Source organism: Paenibacillus sp. sgz302115 (assembly GCF_056120445.1).
Genome location: NZ_JBVYOK010000023.1, coordinates 25,279 through 43,786, shown reverse-complemented (window position 1 = coordinate 43,786; position 18,508 = coordinate 25,279). Strand labels below are relative to the sequence as shown.

The following is an 18,508-nucleotide window of genomic DNA, read 5'->3' as shown; positions in this document are numbered from 1 at the left end:
GTACCGGTGTGGCTCTAAAATAAAGGAACCCCATTATAAGGAGGAACTGTTCAAATGGCAAAGGCAAAGTTTGAACGTACTAAACCGCATGTTAACATCGGTACAATCGGTCACGTTGACCATGGTAAAACAACCCTGACTGCTGCAATCACAACTGTACTGTCCAAGAAATACGGCGGCGCTGCTGTAGCATTCGACCAAATCGACAAAGCTCCAGAAGAACGCGAACGTGGTATCACCATCTCCACAGCTCACGTTGAATATGAAACTCCTAACCGTCACTACGCACACGTAGACTGCCCTGGACACGCCGACTATGTTAAAAACATGATCACTGGCGCAGCGCAAATGGACGGAGCTATCCTGGTTGTATCCGCAGCTGACGGCCCAATGCCACAGACTCGCGAACACATCCTGTTGTCCCGTCAGGTAGGCGTTCCTTACATCGTTGTATTCCTGAACAAATGCGACATGGTTGAAGACGAAGAGTTGCTTGAACTGGTTGAAATGGAAGTACGCGATCTGCTGAACGAATACGAATTCCCAGGCGATGACACTCCAATCGTTCGTGGTTCCGCTCGTGAAGCTCTGCAGAACCCTGATGGCGACTGGGCTGCTAAGATCGTTGAAATGTTCGAAACTATCGACACTTACATCCCACTGCCAGAACGCGACACTGACAAGCCTTTCTTGATGCCAGTCGAAGACGTATTCTCCATCACTGGCCGCGGTACCGTGGCAACTGGCCGTGTAGAACGCGGAACAGTTAAAGTTGGGGAAGAAGTTGAAATCGTTGGTATTCACGAAGACAAGAAAAAATCCGTTGTTACGGGCGTTGAAATGTTCCGTAAATTGCTGGATTCCGCTCAAGCGGGCGACAACATCGGCGCACTCTTGCGTGGTGTTGACCGTAACATGATCGAGCGCGGCCAAGTATTGGCTAAACCGAACTCCGTTAACCCACACACTGAGTTCACTGCTCAGATCTACGTTCTGACTAAAGAAGAAGGCGGACGTCACAAACCTTTCTTCACTGGTTACCGTCCACAGTTCTACTTCCGTACAACTGACGTAACTGGTATCATCAACCTGCCAGAAGGTACTGAAATGGTTATGCCTGGTGACAACATCACTGTAACCGTACAACTGATCTCCCCTATCGCTATTGAAGAAGGTACTAAATTCTCCATCCGCGAAGGTGGCCGTACAGTTGGCGCCGGTACTGTAGCATCTATCCAAAAATAATTTGGCTCTATCCGTTAGGATAGATCTGAACTATAAAAGCAGGGACTCTTCATTCGAAGAATCCCTGCTTTTTTTGCGACAATCAGCATGATAACCGTACAGTAGAAATTAAAGATATGGAAGCACTCCTCCATTTAGCGGAAGTCGATATTATGGAAATCCATATATTTTGTAGAAACTACTGTCTGTCAGTATTATTCGACATATAACGACATATTTATATATAAAACCTCTATTTTTCAACAATATTCTACAAAAAACTACTTAAAATTCTTTGCATTTATCACATTCTTAAAGTAGAATATTTCTATACACTGATGTTAATTATTAGGAATTTAAGGGAGGTTAGCATGGGGAAGCGTCCTTTTTCTTTTTTACATGGTTTGACTTCGCGTAATGCAAGCAAGGAGGCTCCTGCCAATCACTCGATAGACCGTCACGATTATAACCACACGGTTGAAGCTTCATATCATACCCTAGAGGGCCATGATGAGTTGAACGAACAGATGCGGATGATAGACTTGTCTGAAGAAGACTTGAGTTTATTACGCCAAATGAAGCCCATTGTAGAGAAGAAAATCGACTACATAACCGATCAGTTCTATAATACTGTACTCGGTGTGAGCAAATTAGAAGCAATCATTCTGGAGCACAGCAGTATAGAACGCCTCAAAAAGACTCTTCGGGAACATATTATCGAGATTTTTAACGGGAACTTGAATGAAGAATATATCGCCAAACGCCTGGCTATTGCCAAAATCCATAAACGGGTAGGCTTGGAGCCCAAGTGGTACTTGTCTGCTTTTCAAAACCTGCAAAACGTGTTTATTACAGTCATATATAATGAAACGAACGAGGACAGCGAGCGGTTAAAGGTTGTTCAGACAGTGACGAAGCTGCTGAATCTGGAGCAACAGCTGGTGCTCGAGGCTTATGAGAAAGAGAATATTCGTGAGAAAGAAGAACAATATTTAGCTGTTAAAAATGAACTGAAGCAAAAAATTGCTGAGTTCAGCGGTGAGCTTGTAGATCTGAGCATTGATACTAATGCAGCAGTAGAGCAGCTGGTGGCGAGCAGTAATGAAGTGAACAATACATTTAGGAGAACTGCCGCGTCTGCTCTGGAGTCGCAGGGAATGGCCACAGAGGGGCATGGACATCTCGATAGTCTTACTGACCAAATCAACCTCATCTATGAAAGTACGCACGCAATGGAACGCTCGGTGAATGAATTGAGCAGTTCCTCCAAGCAAATTCAGAAAATTGTTGCCGCCGTGCAGGATATAGCTGATCAGACAAAAATATTATCACTCAATGCTACTATAGAAGCTGCAAGGGCTGGAGTACACGGCAAAGGGTTCAGTGTAGTTGCCGGGGAGGTCAGCCGCCTGGCGGAGGACACCAAGAATACGGTTGTGCGGATAGGAGAGCTGACTCATCAATCGGGGAGTCTCACTTTACAGGTTGTAGAAGAAATCCGAAAGGTTCAGGAGTTGACGAAGAGCGGCAAAGTTCAATCCATTGAGACCAGCCAGCTGTTCAGTGATATAGTGAATTCCATGCAGTCCAGCACACAGGAGATCGTGGCCGTCGAAGAAGAGATAAAAGTATTGATTCAGACCATTGAAGGAATAGGAACAACAACAGCGCAGACTGCAGCTTCTGCAGAGTATTTTAAGTCGGCGACGGAAAATCTTTGAGCGGGAAACAGCGTATGAAAAAATCATGCGCTGTTTTTGCATTTTTGCTTGCAATGTTCCTGCCTATTATATATAATAATAAATGTTGTTCTGAGACGTTGCGATGATGTGAGAGGTTACTGACACACCCGGCCCCTTTGCCATGAGGTCGACGTCAGAAAATTTTCACGGAGTATGTCCGATAATAAATTGGGCGATAGAAGGAGGGACTAAAATGGCAAAGCAAAAAATTCGTATCCGCTTGAAAGCATACGACCACAGAATTCTTGATCAATCCGCAGAGAAAATCGTTGAAACAGCAAAACGTTCGGGTGCTGGTGTATCCGGGCCGATTCCGTTGCCAACTGAGAAACAAGTTGTTACTATTCTCCGTGCGGTACACAAGTACAAGGATTCCCGTGAACAGTTTGAAATGCGTACTCACAAACGTCTGATCGACATTGTGAATCCAACACCACAAACTGTGGATGCCTTGATGCGCTTGGATCTACCGTCCGGTGTAGATATCGAAATCAAATTGTAATACTACTATTAAGCAACTAGGAAAAGAAAAGAGGTGTCAACATGAAAGGTATCTTGGGAAAAAAACTCGGTATGACTCAAGTGTTTACTCCAGAAGGTAATGTAATTGCCGTTTCGGTTATCGAAGCTGGACCTTGTGTGGTACTGCAAAAGAAAGACCTGAATATCGACGGATATGAAGCAGTGCAGTTGGGCTTTTCCGATAAGAAAGAAAGCCGCTCCAACAAGCCTGAACAGGGTCACGCCAAAAAGGCAAATGCAACACCTAAGCGCTACGTTCGCGAAATTCGCGGTGTTGACCTCGGGGCACTCGAGGTTGGACAAGAGCTGAAGGCTGATATCTTCACTGAAGGCGAATTTGTTGACGTGACTGGTACAACTAAAGGTAAAGGTTTCCAAGGCGTTATCAAACGTTGGGGCCAAAGCCGCGGACCAATGGCACACGGATCGCGCTACCACAGAAGACCGGGTTCCATGGGTTCCATTCAAGCTAACCGCGTTCCTAAGGGCAAACGCCTGCCAGGACATATGGGTCATACAACTGTAACGGTTCAAAAGCTTGAAATCATCAAAGTTGACGTAGAACGCAATGTGTTGCTGGTTAAGGGCGCAATTCCAGGTCCTAAGAACAGCTTCGTGAAAGTTAAAGAAACCGTAAAGAAATAATTATTGAAGAAAGGAGGAACATGAAATGCCAAAAGTAACACTTTTTAATATCAGTGGTAACGAAGTTGGCGAAGTTGAACTGAGCGATACAGTATTCGGGATTGAACCAAACGTGCATGTCCTGCATGAAGCTGTACTTATGCAAAGAGCTTCCCTTCGTCGCGGAACACACAAAGTAAAAGGACGTTCTGAAGTGCGTGGCGGTGGACGTAAGCCTTGGAAACAAAAAGGTACAGGTCGTGCTCGTCAAGGCTCCATTCGTTCTCCGCAATGGAAAGGCGGCGGCGTTGTCTTCGGACCAACTCCACGCAGCTATTCCTGGAAACTGCCTAAGAAGGTTCGCCGTCTGGCCATCAAATCCGCGTTGTCCTCGAAGGTTGTCGGAAATGACATCATCGTATTGGATAGCCTGACAATGAATGCTCCGAAGACAAAAGAATTCGCAGCAATCTTGAACAACCTGAAAGTGGGCAGCAAAGCTCTGATTGTAGCTCCTAGCTATGACGATAATGTGGCTCTTTCCGCTCGTAACATCCCTGGGGTGAAATTCCTGGTGGCTGACGGCATCAATGTTCTTGACGTACTGACGTACGACAAACTGATTATCACTAAAGAAGCAGTTCAGAAGGTAGAGGAGGTGTTCGCGTAATGAAAGATCCTCGTGATATTATCAAACGTCCGGTGATTACGGAACGCACATCCGAATACATGAGCGAATTGAAGTACGCTTTTGAAGTGGATATCCGTGCTAACAAGACCGAAATCAAAAAAGCTGTCGAGGCTATTTTTAAAGTAAAAGTAGTTAGTGTGAACACAATGCGCGTACCTGGTAAACTGAAACGCTATGGCAAATATTCTGGTTATACTCCAGAGTGGAAGAAAGCCATCGTTAAGCTTAGCCAGGACAGCAAACCGCTCGAATTCTTTGAAGCGGTAGAATAATAACTCTGTGAAGTAAGGAGGGAACTATAGTGCCAATCAAAAAGTACAAACCGACCTCTCCGGCAAGACGCAGCATGTCCGTGTCTACGTTTGAAGAAATTACAACAAACCAGCCTGAGAAATCGTTGCTTGCGCCGCTGAGCAAAAAAGCGGGACGTAACAACCAAGGTAAAATTACGGTTCGTCACCAAGGCGGCGGACACAAACGTAAATACCGTATCATCGACTTTAAGCGGACTAAAGACGGCATACCAGGTAGCGTTGCTACGATTGAGTATGACCCGAACCGTACATCCAACATTGCTTTGATCCACTATGCTGATGGAGAGAAACGTTACATTATCGCTCCTAAAGGCCTCAAAGTTGGGGATAAGATCGAGTCCGGCCCTACAGCCGACATCAAAATTGGTAACAGCCTTCCTCTGGAAAACATTCCAGTAGGTACAGTTATCCACAACATTGAGTTGAAACCAGGTAAAGGCGGACAGCTCGTTCGCGCTGCTGGTACAGAAGCTCAATTGCTTGGTAAGGAAGAAAAATACGTATCCGTTCGTCTGAACTCCGGTGAAGTACGCAGAATTCTTAGCGTATGCCGTGCGACAATCGGTTCCGTAGGTAACGAAGATCATGAGTTGATCAAAATCGGTAAAGCCGGACGCAGTCGCTGGCTTGGCCAACGTCCTGAAGTGCGCGGGGTTGTTATGAACCCTAACGATCACCCACACGGTGGTGGTGAAGGCCGCGCTCCAATCGGACGGAAATCGCCTATGTCTCCTTGGGGCAAACCAACCCTCGGCTACAAAACGCGTAAGAAAAACAAGGCATCTGATAAATATATCGTTCGCCGCCGCACAAAATAAGACGCTTCTGGCAAGTTAGATTAGCGCGAAGCGTCGATTCGCGGTTTGAAGAACCGGATGAAGGGAGGATTCATACATGGGTCGCAGTTTAAAGAAGGGGCCGTTTATCGATGGCTACCTGCTGAAAAAAGTTGAGGAATTGAACGCGGCAGATAAGAAGGTCGTTGTTAAGACTTGGTCCCGTCGCTCAACTATTTTCCCTCAGTTTATCGGACATACGTTTGGTGTATATGATGGCCGCAAACACGTGCCTGTATACGTTACGGAAGATATGGTAGGTCACAAGTTGGGCGAGTTCGCGCCAACACGTACTTACAAAGGCCACGCGGGTGACGATAAGAAAACTAGAAGATAATTAAGTTCTTCGTTTGAGAGGAGGGAAAACAATGGAAGCAAAAGCACATGCAAGATCGGTGCGGATTTCTGCTCGCAAAGCGAAACTGGTTGTTGACTTGATTCGCGGCAAGCAAGTGGGGGAAGCAATTGCAATTCTTCGCCACACTCCAAAATCCGCTTCTCCTGTAGTTGAGAAATTGCTTAACTCGGCGATTGCCAATGCTGAGCACAACTACTCCATGGACGTGAACAGCTTGTTCGTTAGCGAAGTATTCGTTAACCAGGGTCCTACAATGAAACGTTTCCGTCCGCGCGCAATGGGCCGCGCAAGCCGGATCAATAAACGTACCAGCCACATTACTTTGGTGGTATCTGAGAAATAAGGAGGGATAACACGTGGGTCAAAAGGTAAATCCAGTCGGACTCCGAATCGGTATTATTCGCGATTGGGAATCTAAATGGTATGCAGGCAAAGATTTCGGTACTCTTTTAATGGAAGACGTCAAAATCCGGGAATACCTTAAAGGTAAATTGAAGGATTCCTCTGTTTCCCGCATTGAGATTGAAAGAGCGGCAAGCCGCGTGAACGTAACAATTCACACTGCTAAACCAGGTATGGTAATTGGTAAAGGCGGAGCGGAAGTAGAAGTACTTCGCAGCGCAGTTACAACTATCGCTGGCGGCAAAAAAGTGCACATCAACATCAATGAAATCAAACACCCTGAACTGGATGCAATTCTGGTTGCTGAAAGCATTGCACAACAATTGGAACGTCGCGTATCGTTCCGTCGTGCTCTGAAACAAGCGATTCAAAGAACTATGCGTTCCGGCGCAAAGGGAATCAAAACACAAGTTGGCGGACGTCTTGGCGGCGCTGAGATTGCCCGTTCAGAAGGTTATAGCGAAGGAACAGTTCCACTTCATACGCTTCGTGCCGATATCGACTACGGAACGGCTGAAGCACATACAACTTACGGCCGTATCGGCGTAAAAGTATGGATCTACCGTGGAGAAGTTCTTCCCCCAGCTAAGAAACAAGCTGCTCAGGAAGGAGGCAACTAATCATGTTGGTACCAAAACGCGTTAAACACCGCAAGCAACAACGCGGTCACATGAAGGGTATGGCAAAAGGCGGTACTGAGCTGAACTTCGGCCAATATGGTCTGCAAGCTTTGGAACCATCTTGGGTTACTAACCGTCAGATCGAAGCTGCCCGTATTGCAATGACACGTTATATCAAACGTGGCGGTCAAGTTTGGATTAAGATTTTCCCAGATAAGCCAATTACTCAAAAGCCTCTTGAGGTTCGTATGGGTAGTGGTAAAGGTAACGTTGAGAAATGGGTAGCGGTGGTAAAACCGGGCAAGATTATGTTCGAACTCGGAGGCGTGTCGGAAGAAATCGCTCGTGAAGCGATGCGTCTTGCCGCTCACAAGCTGCCTGTAAAGACTAAGTTTGTGAAACGTGAAGAATTGGGTGGTGAAGCAAATGAAAGCTAATGAACTTCGCAACTTAACCACTGCAGAGATTGAACAGAAGATCGCTGGATTCAAAGAAGAACTCTTCAATCTCCGTTTTCAATTGGCAACTGGCCAACTGGACAACCCGACTCGGATTCGTGATGTGCGTAAGGAAATAGCTCGTGCTAAAACCGTTATCCATCAAAGAGTACTTGGCATCAGTTAAGTGACGGCGGATGTATCATCCGTAATCAGGAAGGAGGCTAACTATGAGCGAAGAACGTAATGCACGTAAGGTGCTGATCGGTAAAGTAGTCAGCGACAAAATGGATAAAACCATCGTAATTGCTGTTGAAACCTATAAAAAGCACAACCTGTATCACAAACGCATCAAGTCTACGAAGAAATTCAAAGCACATGATGAAGAAAATGTTGCTAAGATCGGTGATATTGTCAAAGTCATGGAAACTCGTCCATTGTCCAAGGACAAACGCTGGAGACTTGTTGAAGTGGTAGAAGCAGCGGTTATCATCTAAGACGACCTATGAAGCTTGATCGGAAGGAGGAAATTAATAATGATTCAACCATTTACACGTTTGCATGTGGCTGACAACTCTGGTGCGAAGGAACTGATGTGTATCCGCGTACTGGGTGGTACTGGACGCCGTACAGCAGCAATCGGTGATCTGATCGTTTGTTCCGTTAAACAAGCAACACCAGGCGGCGTTGTCAAAAAAGGTGATGTTGTTAAAGCGGTAGTTGTACGTACGAAACGTTCCGTTCGCCGTAAAGATGGATCTTACATCGCATTCGACGAAAACGCAGCTGTTGTTGTTAAAGACGACAGAAGCCCACGCGGAACACGTATCTTCGGACCAGTTGCTCGCGAGCTTCGCGATAAAGACTACATGAAGATCGTTTCCTTGGCACCGGAAGTAATCTAAATAAAGATTTGATCATGCCCCAAAAAGTGTCATAGGAGGTGTAATAAATGCCTAGAGTGAAAAAAGTTCTGGAATCCCATAACAATAAACTGCATGTGAAAAAAGATGATGTGGTGCTTGTGATCAGCGGGAAAGACAAAGGTAAAAAAGGCCGTGTCATCGCTGCTTATCCTCGCGAAAACCGCGTTCTGGTAGAAGGCGTGAACATGGTGAAAAAACACCAAAAGCCGAACCAGCTCAATCCACAAGGTGGAATCATCGAGCAAGAAGCTTCGATTCATGTGTCTAACGTAATGCACATTGATCCGAAGAGTGGTAAAGTTACTCGTATTGGTTACAAAGTGCTCGATAACGGTAAGAAGGTTCGGGTAGCGAAGAGATCCGGAGAGATTATCGACTAATACAGTCCTAAAGAAAGGAGGTAAATCTTCATGGCAGCAAGAATGAAAGAACGTTTTCTGAATGAAATCACACCTGCTTTGATGCAGAAGTTCAACTATACAACTGTTATGCAAGTACCTAAGATCGAGAAGATCGTTATCAACATGGGTGTAGGTGACGCTGTTCAAAACTCCAAAGTACTTGATTCCGCAGTTAACGATATGCAACTGATCGCTGGTCAAAAGCCGGTAATCACCAAAGCAAAGAAATCCATCGCCGGCTTCAAGCTGCGCGAAAACATGCCAATCGGGGTTAAAGTAACACTGCGCGGAGATCGCATGTATTACTTCCTGGATAAGTTGCTTAATGTAACACTTCCACGCGTACGTGACTTCCGTGGGGTTTCAACTAAATCATTTGACGGTCGCGGTAACTACACACTTGGTCTTAAGGATCAGTTGATCTTCCCCGAAATCGAATATGATAAAGTTGACAAAGCACGCGGTATGGACATCGTTATTGTAACGACTGCTAGAACGGACGAGGAATCCCGTGAGCTGCTCGCTCAACTGGGAATGCCTTTCACGAAATAAGGACGGTTCATCCATTTCTCCGAAAATGTTTAGGAGGTGTCAGGCTAAGTGGCAAAAACTTCAATGAAAGTTAAACAACAACGCGAACCTAAGTTCAAAGTGCGTGCATACACACGTTGCGAGCGTTGCGGTCGTCCACATTCGGTACTGCAAAAGTTCAAAATTTGCAGAATTTGTTTCCGTGAGTTAGCTTATAAAGGCCAGATTCCTGGCGTGAAAAAAGCAAGTTGGTAAGAAGTTTATAAACGGGAAGGAGGTTTACACACATGACTATGTCTGATCCTATTGCAGATATGCTTACTCGTATTCGTAACGCCAACACTGTGCGTCACGAGACAGTAGAAATGCCTGCTTCTACTATGAAAAAACAAATCGCGGACATCTTGAAGCGTGAAGGTTTCATCCGTGACGCGGAATTCGTTGAAGACAGCAAACAAGGGATTATCCGTATCTTCTTGAAATACGGCCCTAACCAAGAGCGCGTTATCTCTGGTCTGAAAAGAATCAGTAAACCAGGTCTTCGCGTTTACACGAAGAGCAATGAAGTGCCTCGTGTACTCGGCGGCCTTGGAATCGCGATTATCTCCACATCTAAGGGAGTTATGACCGATAAAGAAGCTCGTCAATCAAAATCGGGCGGAGAAGTTGTCTGCTACATTTGGTAATAAACGTCACAAGATAAGGAGGTGCAACACATGTCTCGTATTGGTCGCAAACCAATCGCAGTACCTAGCGGTGTGAATGTCACTTTGGACAACGCCGTTATTACAGTAAAGGGTCCTAAAGGCACTTTAACTCGTGAGCTTCATAAAGACATGAAGGTTACAGTTGAAAACAACGAAATCACTGTTGTTCGCCCATCGGATAACAAATTACATCGTTCACTTCACGGCACAACCCGCTCCGTTGTCAACAACATGGTTAGCGGTGTGACTGAAGGTTTCTCGAAATCTCTGGAACTGGTTGGGGTCGGATATCGTGCAAACAAATCCGGAGATAAACTCGTTTTGAACGTTGGTTACTCCCACCCGGTTGAAATTACACCGGAAGCGGGCATCGAGTTCGAGGTTCCTGCGAACACGAAAATCATCGTTAAAGGTATCGACAAAGAACGCGTTGGCGCATATGCTGCCAAAATTCGTTCCGTACGTGAACCTGAGCCATACAAAGGTAAAGGTATCAAATATGAAGGCGAGCGTATCATCCGTAAGGAAGGTAAAGCCGGTAAGAAGAAATAATCGGCTTGCTTTTCTTCGTAAGATACCCCGTGCATCTTAAAGTGAAGCTGTTTACGGCAAACTGAAGGGAGTGAAAGGGAAGTCATGATTACAAAAGAAGATAAAAACAAGGCTCGTCTCAAAAGACACCTGCGTGTTCGTAAGAAAATTCAGGGTACTACTGAGCGTCCACGTTTGAATGTGTTCCGTTCTTCGAAACACATCTATGCTCAATTGATCGATGACGTGACAGGCGTTACTATCGTAGCTGCCTCCACACTGGACAAAGATCTGAGCGCTACAATCGGAAATGGCGGCAGCGTTGAAGCTGCTAGCAAAGTGGGTCAATTGATCGCTGAGCGCGCTAAAGCAAAAGGACATACTGTGGTTGTATTTGACCGCGGTGGATACTTGTACCATGGACGGATTCAAGCTCTGGCTACTGCAGCTCGCGAAGCTGGTCTTGAATTCTAGAATATTTCTAAAAGGAGGTTAACGACTTGCGTATAGATCCGAACAGTTTAGAGCTGACAGAAAGAGTTGTACACATTAACCGTGTTGCAAAAGTTGTAAAAGGCGGACGCCGTTTCAGCTTTAGTGCACTTGTTGTTGTGGGCGACGGCAACGGCTATGTCGGTGCAGGTATCGGTAAAGCCGGTGAAGTTCCGGATGCCATCCGTAAAGGCATTGAAGACGCCAAGAAAAACCTGATTCACATTCCAATCGTAGGAACTTCGATTCCCCATCTCGTTACTGGACATTTCGGCGCAGGACGCGTGCTGCTGAAACCAGCATCGGAAGGTACTGGCGTTATTGCTGGCGGTCCTGTTCGTGCGGTATTGGAATTGGCAGGCGTTGGCGACATCTTGACAAAATCTTTGGGTTCTTCGAATTCCATGAACATGGTCAATGCAACTTTGGAGGGTCTTTCCCGTCTGAAACGCATTGAAGAGGTCGCGAAGCTTCGTGGCAAATCTGTCGAAGAATTACGCGGTTAAGGAGGGGAACGTCAATGGCAAAATTGCAAATCACCCTCGTACGTAGCGTGATTGGACGTCCAGAAACACAACGTGTTACTGTTAAGACGCTCGGCCTGCGTAAAACCAACTCGTCCGTGGTTCACAATGACACTCCTGCAATTCGCGGGATGATCAACAAAGTGAGCCATCTGTTGTCTGTTACTGAAATTGAAGGCTAATCGCCTCGCATAAATTAACAAATATAAGGAGGTGCAAACGATGAAGTTACATGAACTTGCTCCAGCTCCTGGATCACGTAAAGAACGCAACCGCGTTGGTCGTGGTCCTAGTAGCGGGAACGGTAAAACTTCCGGCCGCGGTCATAAAGGGCAAAACTCCCGTTCCGGCGGCGGTGTTCGTCCAGGCTTCGAGGGTGGACAGAACCCACTCTATCGTCGTCTGCCTAAACGTGGTTTCATCAATCCTACCCGTAAAGAGTATGCGATTGTGAACCTGGAAGATCTGAACAGCTTTGCTGAAGGAACTGAAGTGACTCCACAGTTGTTGCTCGAAACTGGTGTTGTCAAGAATTCCAAAAGCGGCATCAAGATTCTCGGTAATGGTGAACTGGCTGTTAAGTTGACTGTACAAGCAAATAAGTTCTCTCAATCTGCGGTAGAGAAAATCGAGGCTGCCGGCGGTAAAACCGAGGTGATCTAATGTTCAAGACGCTTAAGAATATATGGCATGTTGAAGATTTGCGCAAAAAGATCCTGTTTACCCTGTTCGTTCTGATCATTTACCGCATCGGTTCGTTTGTACCGGTTCCCGGTGTGAACAAAGCAGTACTGGAATCAACAAATCAAAGCGGAGACGCTTTGATGGGTCTTTTGAACACCTTCTCGGGCGGAGCGCTCAAAAACTTCTCAATATTTGCGATTAGTATTTACCCGTACATTACAGCATCCATCATTGTGCAATTGCTCTCGATGGATGTTATCCCCAAGTTTGCCGAATGGGCCAAACAAGGGGAGCACGGGAAAAAGCAACTGGCGCAAATCACCCGGTACGGCACGGTCGTGCTCGGTCTGATTCAAGCGTTTGCCACTTCAATCGGGTTTAACCGGATTTATGGCACTGAGATGATTCCAAATGCAACCTTTGCGGATTACCTGCTGATTGCGATCATACTGACTGCAGGTACATCGTTCTTGATGTGGCTTGGTGAGCAGATCACAGAAAAGGGAATAGGAAACGGGATTTCGATCCTGATTTTTGCGGGAATCGTCGCCGCCATCCCGGGATATATCACGACTACGGCGCAATCAAGCTTTATTCAGCCGGATCAGGTGTTCCTGAATATTCTTAAAGTCGTTATTGTACTGATCGTGATTGTAGCGATTATTACAGGGGTTATCTTCGTACAACAAGGTATTCGTAAAATTCCTGTACAATACGCTAAGCGAGTGGTCGGTAACAAAATGTACGGTGGACAGAATACGCACATTCCGCTTAAAATCAATGCGGCAGGTGTAATTCCGGTTATCTTCGCCGTATCACTGCTTCAATTTCCAATTGTAATCTCCAGCTTCTGGGCAAGTCATGAATGGGCTAAATGGGTCACTGCCAATCTTTACTATGATAAGCCGCTCGGTATGGTCCTCTACGTGATCATGATCATCGGATTTACGTTCTTCTATACGTTCGTCCAGATGAATCCGCAGCAAATGGCTGACAATATGAAGAAGAACGGCGGCTACATTCCAGGCATTCGCCCAGGTAAAGCGACAGAGAAATACTTGACTCGGGTAATGTCCCGTCTGACTATGTCAGGTGCGATCTTCCTGGCTCTGATTTCTGTCCTGCCGGTATTCTTTGGTAACTTATCCGGTCTGCCCCGTTCCGTGAAGATTGGTGGTACCTCACTGCTGATCGTCATCGGTGTAGCACTGGATACGATGAAGCAGATCGAGAGCCAATTGATCAAACGCCATTACAAAGGCTTCATCAATAAATAGGCGATAGGTTCCGGCGAAGCATAAGACTCACAGACTTCCCGGCACCTATTGTGCTGTTTCTTGCTTGGTGGCGAACTTTTGGGGGGAGAAGAGAAATCGTGAACATTTTATTCATGGGCCCTCCTGGGGCAGGCAAGGGGACACAAGCAGCGGTAGTTGTGAAAGAACTGGATATTCCTCATATTTCGACTGGTGATGCCTTCCGCTTGGCAATCAAGCAAGGTACGCCGGTTGGACTTAAGGCCAAATCTTATATCGACCAAGGCTTGCTTGTACCTGATGATGTGACCATTGGAATCGTTGAAGAACGGCTGCAGCAGTCCGATTGCGAAAAAGGTTTCTTATTGGATGGTTTTCCAAGAACCCTTTCGCAAGCGGAAGCGCTGGAAGATATTCTTAGCCGTCTGAATCGTTCCTTGGATCATGTAATCAACTTGAATGTGGACCGTGGACTGCTGATGGCGCGTCTTACCGGACGCCGGATCTGCAAAGTTTGCGGTGCATCCTACCATTTGATTTTCAACCCGCCGAAGCAAGAAGGCATTTGCGATATTGATGGCGGTGAATTGTATCAACGTCCGGATGACAACGAAGAAAGTGTAGGCAAGCGTCTGGATGAGTATGACAACAAGACAGCGCCGTTGCTTGCGTTTTATGACAATAAAGGTCTTTTGCGTCAGGTGAACGGGGAAAACGAAATCAATGTCGTTTCTTCCGAAATCGTATCTATGCTGCGAGGTTAATGTAATGATCATTTGTAAATCCGAACAGGAACTTGCCTTTATGAGGGAAGCTGGTCGAATAGTTGCCGAGAGTCACCGTCTGATTGCTGAGGCTATCCAGCCTGGCATTACGACGGGGGAGCTCGACAGAATTGCCGATCAATACATTCGCAGTCAAGGTGCTGTGCCGTCTTTCAAAGGTTACAACGGTTTTCCTGCCAGCATTTGCGCTTCAGTCAACGAACAATTGGTGCATGGATTTCCGGGTAAGCGAAAACTGGTTGAAGGCGATATTGTTACGCTGGACATCGGTGCAGAGTACCGCGGTTATCACGGTGATTCCGCCTGGACCTACGGGGTGGGCAGCATTTCCGAAGAGGCTCAGCGTTTGCTGGACGTCACGGAAGGCTCCTTGTACGCAGGACTGGCGTTAGTCAAGCCGGATGTGCGCTTGTTTACAATCTCCCATGCAATTCAACAGTATATCGAGGATGCCGGATTCTCCGTCGTGCGCGAGTATGTTGGTCATGGCATTGGGGCAGAACTGCATGAAGAACCGCAAATTCCGAATTATGGCATAGCGGACCGCGGACCACGTCTGAAACCGGGTATGGTACTCGCGATTGAGCCGATGGTGAACGCAGGGGACAGATATGTCAGAACGCTGGAAGATAACTGGACGGTCGTCACGGTAGACGGTTCACTGTGCGCTCATTTTGAGCATACAGTAGCTGTAACGCCGGAGGGCATGGAAATTTTCACAAAACTGAATGCGTAGGTGATCTTCACGTGAATACTGGGAGCAGCCCGCAGATTGGTCAATTAGTGAGAATTCTCAAAGGCAAAGATGCCGGAGAGGCTGCCGTTGTTATCGCAGTTGTTGATAGCAGATTTGTATATATTGCTGATGGAGACAAACGTAAGTTTGATGGGCCTAAGAAGAAGAATATCGGACATCTGGAGCTCATACCATTCATCAGTAGTGAGATTGTGGACAGTTTGGAAGAAACCGGCCGGGTAACGAACGGAAAGCTGCGGTTTGCAGTCATGAAGTACGGTGCGGCAGCCGGAAAAAGTGCGAATGAGAAAGGAGACTAACTGTGGCTAAAGAAGATGTCATTGAAGTGGAAGGTACGGTCATTGAGCCGTTGCCGAATGCAACATTTAAGGTTGAGCTTGAGAACGGTCATCAAATACTTGCCCATGTGTCCGGGAAATTGCGGATGCACTTTATCCGTATCCTAACCGGAGACAAAGTGGTCGTGCAGTTATCGCCTTATGATTTATCTAAAGGTCGTATAACTTACCGTAAATAGATGGGAACTACAACAAAAGTTTTGCTTCGCAAAACTTTGAGGAGGTAATTAACATGAAGGTAAGACCTTCTGTAAAGCCCATTTGCGAGAAATGCAAAGTCATCCGCCGCAAAGGGACTGTTATGGTAATTTGCGAAAATCCGAAACACAAACAAAAACAAGGTTAAGAAGGGGGTGTAGCGTAAAATGGCTCGTATAGCTGGAGTGGATTTGCCACGTGATAAACGCGTTGAGATCGCCTTGACTTATATTTTCGGAATCGGTAAAACGACTTCCCAGAAAATTCTTAATGAAACAGGCATTAACGTTAACACACGTGTCCGTGATTTGACGGAAGATGAAGTCAGCAAACTGCGTGAAATGATCGACAAGTCAGTTAAGGTTGAAGGTGACCTGCGTCGTGAAATTTCCTTGAATATTAAACGTCTAACTGAGATCGGCTGCTACCGCGGTGTTCGTCACCGTCGTGGATTGCCTGTTCGCGGTCAACGTACTAAAACGAATGCCCGTACCCGGAAAGGCCCGCGTCGTACGGTAGCAAACAAAAAGAAATAAGAAGGGGTGAAAAGAGACAATGGCTAAACCGAAAAAAGTCGTACGTACCAAACGTCGCGACCGTAAAAATATCGAGAGTGGCGTGGCACATATCCGTTCCACGTTCAACAACACTATCGTTACGATCACGGATCCTCACGGAAATGCAATTTCCTGGGCAAGCTCCGGCGGTCAAGGATTTAAAGGTTCCCGTAAATCGACTCCATTTGCAGCGCAGATGGCAGCCGAAACTGCAGCTAAAGCAGCTATGGAACACGGCATGAAGTCCGTTGAAGTTATGGTTAAAGGACCGGGCGCGGGCCGCGAAGCAGCCATCCGTTCCCTTCAGGCCGCAGGCCTTGAAGTAAACCTCATTAAAGACGTAACTCCGGTTCCTCACAATGGATGCCGTCCGCCGAAACGTCGCCGCGTATAGTGAAATCAGAATTGTGATTGTGGTATAATTCTGACGCATCTGCTAATAATAGGTGTTTAGGCATACTACATGATACACCTGATGGGGTGACAGTTTCATTTAGGAGCGACGTTTGAAGGAGGGGTACACTCGTGATAGAAATCGAAAAGCCGAAGATTGAGACCGTAGAAGCCAATGATGAAGGAACCTATGGGAAATTCGTAGTTGAACCGCTGGAACGTGGATATGGCACGACTCTGGGGAACTCGCTTCGCCGGATACTGCTTTCCTCCCTTCCGGGAGCCGCAGTGACTTCGGTCCAAATTGACGGCGTTCTGCATGAGTTCTCGACCGTTCCTGGCGTAATGGAAGATGTGACGGAGATCATTCTGAACCTCAAAGCTCTTTCCCTGAAGATTCATTCAGACGAAGAGAAAGTGTTCGAGATTGATGCTGAAGGTGAAGGCATCGTTACCGCAGGTGATATCCGTGCGGATAGCGATGTTGAGATCCTGAACCCGGATCTTCATATTGCAACGCTGGGACCTGGCGCGAGACTTCACATGCGTATTTTTGCAGGCCGTGGCCGCGGTTATGTCCAAGCGGACCGCAACAAACGCGAGGATCAGCCCATCGGCGTTATTCCGGTGGATTCCATCTATACGCCTATCTCCCGTGTGAATTACGGCATCGACAACACTCGTGTAGGTCAAGTGACCAACTACGACAAGCTGACGATGGAAATTTGGACGGATGGCAGTATCAGACCGGAAGAGGCTGTTAGCCTCGGAGCCAAAATTTTGAACGAGCACCTCGTTTTGTTTGTAGGACTTACGGATGAAGCGAAAGACGCCGAAATTATGGTGGAAAAAGAAGAAGACAAAAAAGAAAAAGTGCTTGAGATGACAATCGAAGAGCTTGATCTTTCTGTACGTTCTTACAATTGCCTCAAACGTGCCGGTATTAATACCGTACAAGAGCTGACTACAAAAACTGAAGAAGATATGATGAAGGTTCGTAACCTGGGCCGCAAATCTTTGGAAGAAGTACAAGAAAAGCTCGAGGAACTTGGTTTAGGACTCCGCACAGAAGAATAGCTGACAGATTGCTTGAGTAAAGGAGGGAAAACAAATGGCATACCAAAAATTGGGCCGTGATTCCAGTGCGCGCAAAGCGTTGTTTCGCGACATGGTAACGGATCTGTTTCTTTATGAGCGTATCCAGACAACGGAAGCTAAAGCGAAGGAAGTTCGTTCCATCGCTGAAAAGCTGATTACTAAAGCAAAAAAAGGCGATCTTCATGCTCGTCGTCAAGTAGCAGCATTTGTCCGCCGTGAGACTGTAGACGGTGAACAAGACGCTATCCAAAAATTGTTCTCTGATATTGCTCCTCGTTACACAGAGCGTCCAGGCGGATACACTCGTATCCTGAAGCTGGGACCTCGCCGTGGCGACGCTGCGCCTATGGTTTATCTTGAACTGGTAGACCGCGCGTAGTATCACAAGCCATGATTTCCGGATGTACCCTTTACGCATATGCTGTAAGCAGTATGTGCAGAGATGTATGAACGTTATTGTGCTGCAGGGGCATTTAAGCCCTGCCGTACAATTACCGCGGGAATCACCTTGTATAGAGTAGAAGGAGCTCCCGCCGGGGCTCTTTTTTTTTTGAGGACCT

33 protein-coding genes are annotated in these 18,508 nt (G+C 46.6%); all 33 read left to right on the top strand.

Annotated elements, in window-relative coordinates:
- The first annotated feature begins 54 nt into the window (after positions 1-54).
- The 33 genes from tuf (at position 55) to rplQ (ending at position 18,327) form a co-directional block, all read left to right on the top strand.
- Positions 55-1,245 (top strand): elongation factor Tu, encoded by a 1,191-nt coding sequence (gene tuf / locus AC0LWN_RS27700; RefSeq protein ID WP_458967401.1) that lies wholly within the window; start codon positions 55-57, stop codon positions 1,243-1,245.
- Between the two features lie 350 nt (positions 1,246-1,595).
- On the top strand, positions 1,596-2,945 hold the full coding sequence (locus AC0LWN_RS27695) for a protoglobin domain-containing protein (protein WP_474671090.1): 1,350 nt from the start codon (positions 1,596-1,598) through the stop codon (positions 2,943-2,945).
- A gap of 214 nt (positions 2,946-3,159) precedes the next feature.
- Positions 3,160-3,468, top strand: a complete 309-nt coding sequence (gene rpsJ / locus AC0LWN_RS27690; protein ID WP_091072734.1) for a 30S ribosomal protein S10 — start codon at positions 3,160-3,162, stop codon at positions 3,466-3,468.
- 41 nt (positions 3,469-3,509) lie between these two features.
- Positions 3,510-4,133: a 50S ribosomal protein L3 gene (rplC, locus tag AC0LWN_RS27685; protein ID WP_074648785.1), complete on the top strand. Its 624-nt coding sequence runs from the start codon at positions 3,510-3,512 to the stop codon at positions 4,131-4,133.
- A 25-nt stretch (positions 4,134-4,158) separates the two neighbouring features.
- Positions 4,159-4,782 carry a 50S ribosomal protein L4 gene (rplD, locus tag AC0LWN_RS27680; RefSeq protein WP_474671088.1) on the top strand — a complete coding sequence of 208 codons (624 nt, stop codon included), beginning with the start codon at positions 4,159-4,161 and terminating at the stop codon, positions 4,780-4,782.
- A complete protein-coding gene (gene rplW / locus AC0LWN_RS27675) occupies positions 4,782-5,075 on the top strand; it encodes a 50S ribosomal protein L23 (protein WP_020427066.1) in 294 nt (97 codons plus the stop codon). Before rplD ends, rplW begins: the two co-directional genes overlap by 1 nt.
- Positions 5,076-5,104: 29 nt before the next feature.
- Positions 5,105-5,935: a 50S ribosomal protein L2 gene (gene rplB / locus AC0LWN_RS27670; protein ID WP_458967396.1), complete on the top strand. Its 831-nt coding sequence runs from the start codon at positions 5,105-5,107 to the stop codon at positions 5,933-5,935.
- A gap of 76 nt (positions 5,936-6,011) precedes the next feature.
- Positions 6,012-6,290, top strand: coding sequence for a 30S ribosomal protein S19 (rpsS, locus tag AC0LWN_RS27665; RefSeq protein WP_019908227.1), 279 nt, complete (start codon positions 6,012-6,014; stop codon positions 6,288-6,290).
- A 31-nt stretch (positions 6,291-6,321) separates the two neighbouring features.
- Positions 6,322-6,654: a 50S ribosomal protein L22 gene (rplV, locus tag AC0LWN_RS27660; protein WP_019908228.1), complete on the top strand. Its 333-nt coding sequence runs from the start codon at positions 6,322-6,324 to the stop codon at positions 6,652-6,654.
- Between the two features lie 13 nt (positions 6,655-6,667).
- Positions 6,668-7,333, top strand: coding sequence for a 30S ribosomal protein S3 (rpsC, locus tag AC0LWN_RS27655; protein ID WP_019908229.1), 666 nt, complete (start codon positions 6,668-6,670; stop codon positions 7,331-7,333).
- 2 nt (positions 7,334-7,335) lie between these two features.
- Positions 7,336-7,770, top strand: coding sequence for a 50S ribosomal protein L16 (gene rplP, locus AC0LWN_RS27650; protein ID WP_019908231.1), 435 nt, complete (start codon positions 7,336-7,338; stop codon positions 7,768-7,770).
- Complete coding sequence (gene rpmC, locus AC0LWN_RS27645) at positions 7,760-7,957, top strand: 50S ribosomal protein L29 (protein WP_019908232.1); 198 nt, start codon at positions 7,760-7,762, stop codon at positions 7,955-7,957. Before rplP ends, rpmC begins: the two co-directional genes overlap by 11 nt.
- 43 nt (positions 7,958-8,000) lie before the next feature.
- Positions 8,001-8,267 carry a 30S ribosomal protein S17 gene (gene rpsQ, locus AC0LWN_RS27640; RefSeq protein ID WP_020427063.1) on the top strand — a complete coding sequence of 89 codons (267 nt, stop codon included), beginning with the start codon at positions 8,001-8,003 and terminating at the stop codon, positions 8,265-8,267.
- A gap of 39 nt (positions 8,268-8,306) precedes the next feature.
- On the top strand, positions 8,307-8,675 hold the full coding sequence (rplN, locus tag AC0LWN_RS27635; protein WP_019908234.1) for a 50S ribosomal protein L14: 369 nt from the start codon (positions 8,307-8,309) through the stop codon (positions 8,673-8,675).
- Positions 8,676-8,722: 47 nt separating this feature from the next.
- Positions 8,723-9,076 (top strand): 50S ribosomal protein L24, encoded by a 354-nt coding sequence (rplX, locus tag AC0LWN_RS27630; protein ID WP_019908235.1) that lies wholly within the window; start codon positions 8,723-8,725, stop codon positions 9,074-9,076.
- Positions 9,077-9,106: 30 nt separating this feature from the next.
- Positions 9,107-9,649: a 50S ribosomal protein L5 gene (rplE, locus tag AC0LWN_RS27625; RefSeq protein ID WP_019908238.1), complete on the top strand. Its 543-nt coding sequence runs from the start codon at positions 9,107-9,109 to the stop codon at positions 9,647-9,649.
- Positions 9,650-9,697: 48 nt separating this feature from the next.
- Positions 9,698-9,883, top strand: coding sequence for a type Z 30S ribosomal protein S14 (locus AC0LWN_RS27620; protein WP_036589425.1), 186 nt, complete (start codon positions 9,698-9,700; stop codon positions 9,881-9,883).
- Between the two features lie 32 nt (positions 9,884-9,915).
- Positions 9,916-10,314, top strand: a complete 399-nt coding sequence (rpsH, locus tag AC0LWN_RS27615; RefSeq protein ID WP_019908239.1) for a 30S ribosomal protein S8 — start codon at positions 9,916-9,918, stop codon at positions 10,312-10,314.
- Positions 10,315-10,344: 30 nt separating this feature from the next.
- A complete protein-coding gene (gene rplF / locus AC0LWN_RS27610; protein WP_458967395.1) occupies positions 10,345-10,887 on the top strand; it encodes a 50S ribosomal protein L6 in 543 nt (180 codons plus the stop codon).
- 84 nt (positions 10,888-10,971) lie between these two features.
- Entirely contained in the window at positions 10,972-11,340 is a 369-nt protein-coding gene (gene rplR, locus AC0LWN_RS27605; protein WP_458967394.1) for a 50S ribosomal protein L18, read from the top strand.
- Positions 11,341-11,366: 26 nt separating this feature from the next.
- Positions 11,367-11,864, top strand: coding sequence for a 30S ribosomal protein S5 (gene rpsE, locus AC0LWN_RS27600; protein WP_019908242.1), 498 nt, complete (start codon positions 11,367-11,369; stop codon positions 11,862-11,864).
- A gap of 14 nt (positions 11,865-11,878) precedes the next feature.
- Positions 11,879-12,064 carry a 50S ribosomal protein L30 gene (rpmD, locus tag AC0LWN_RS27595; protein ID WP_019908243.1) on the top strand — a complete coding sequence of 62 codons (186 nt, stop codon included), beginning with the start codon at positions 11,879-11,881 and terminating at the stop codon, positions 12,062-12,064.
- A gap of 40 nt (positions 12,065-12,104) precedes the next feature.
- Positions 12,105-12,545 carry a 50S ribosomal protein L15 gene (gene rplO / locus AC0LWN_RS27590; RefSeq protein WP_019908244.1) on the top strand — a complete coding sequence of 147 codons (441 nt, stop codon included), beginning with the start codon at positions 12,105-12,107 and terminating at the stop codon, positions 12,543-12,545.
- Positions 12,545-13,843 (top strand): preprotein translocase subunit SecY, encoded by a 1,299-nt coding sequence (gene secY / locus AC0LWN_RS27585; RefSeq protein ID WP_458967393.1) that lies wholly within the window; start codon positions 12,545-12,547, stop codon positions 13,841-13,843. The genes rplO and secY overlap by 1 nt, the downstream gene beginning before the upstream one ends.
- A gap of 98 nt (positions 13,844-13,941) precedes the next feature.
- Complete coding sequence (locus tag AC0LWN_RS27580) at positions 13,942-14,586, top strand: adenylate kinase (protein WP_458967392.1); 645 nt, start codon at positions 13,942-13,944, stop codon at positions 14,584-14,586.
- A 4-nt stretch (positions 14,587-14,590) separates the two neighbouring features.
- A complete protein-coding gene (gene map / locus AC0LWN_RS27575; protein ID WP_458967391.1) occupies positions 14,591-15,343 on the top strand; it encodes a type I methionyl aminopeptidase in 753 nt (250 codons plus the stop codon).
- A gap of 11 nt (positions 15,344-15,354) precedes the next feature.
- On the top strand, positions 15,355-15,663 hold the full coding sequence (locus AC0LWN_RS27570) for a hypothetical protein (protein WP_458967390.1): 309 nt from the start codon (positions 15,355-15,357) through the stop codon (positions 15,661-15,663).
- A 2-nt stretch (positions 15,664-15,665) separates the two neighbouring features.
- Positions 15,666-15,881, top strand: coding sequence for a translation initiation factor IF-1 (infA, locus tag AC0LWN_RS27565; RefSeq protein WP_018753971.1), 216 nt, complete (start codon positions 15,666-15,668; stop codon positions 15,879-15,881).
- Positions 15,882-15,934: 53 nt separating this feature from the next.
- Positions 15,935-16,048 (top strand): 50S ribosomal protein L36, encoded by a 114-nt coding sequence (rpmJ, locus tag AC0LWN_RS27560; protein ID WP_003322638.1) that lies wholly within the window; start codon positions 15,935-15,937, stop codon positions 16,046-16,048.
- Between the two features lie 19 nt (positions 16,049-16,067).
- A complete protein-coding gene (rpsM, locus tag AC0LWN_RS27555; protein WP_019908250.1) occupies positions 16,068-16,436 on the top strand; it encodes a 30S ribosomal protein S13 in 369 nt (122 codons plus the stop codon).
- 19 nt (positions 16,437-16,455) lie between these two features.
- Complete coding sequence (gene rpsK / locus AC0LWN_RS27550; protein WP_020427052.1) at positions 16,456-16,851, top strand: 30S ribosomal protein S11; 396 nt, start codon at positions 16,456-16,458, stop codon at positions 16,849-16,851.
- A 131-nt stretch (positions 16,852-16,982) separates the two neighbouring features.
- Positions 16,983-17,927 carry a DNA-directed RNA polymerase subunit alpha gene (locus AC0LWN_RS27545; protein ID WP_019908253.1) on the top strand — a complete coding sequence of 315 codons (945 nt, stop codon included), beginning with the start codon at positions 16,983-16,985 and terminating at the stop codon, positions 17,925-17,927.
- 34 nt (positions 17,928-17,961) lie between these two features.
- Positions 17,962-18,327, top strand: coding sequence for a 50S ribosomal protein L17 (gene rplQ, locus AC0LWN_RS27540; protein ID WP_019908254.1), 366 nt, complete (start codon positions 17,962-17,964; stop codon positions 18,325-18,327).
- Positions 18,328-18,508: the final 181 nt, after the last annotated feature.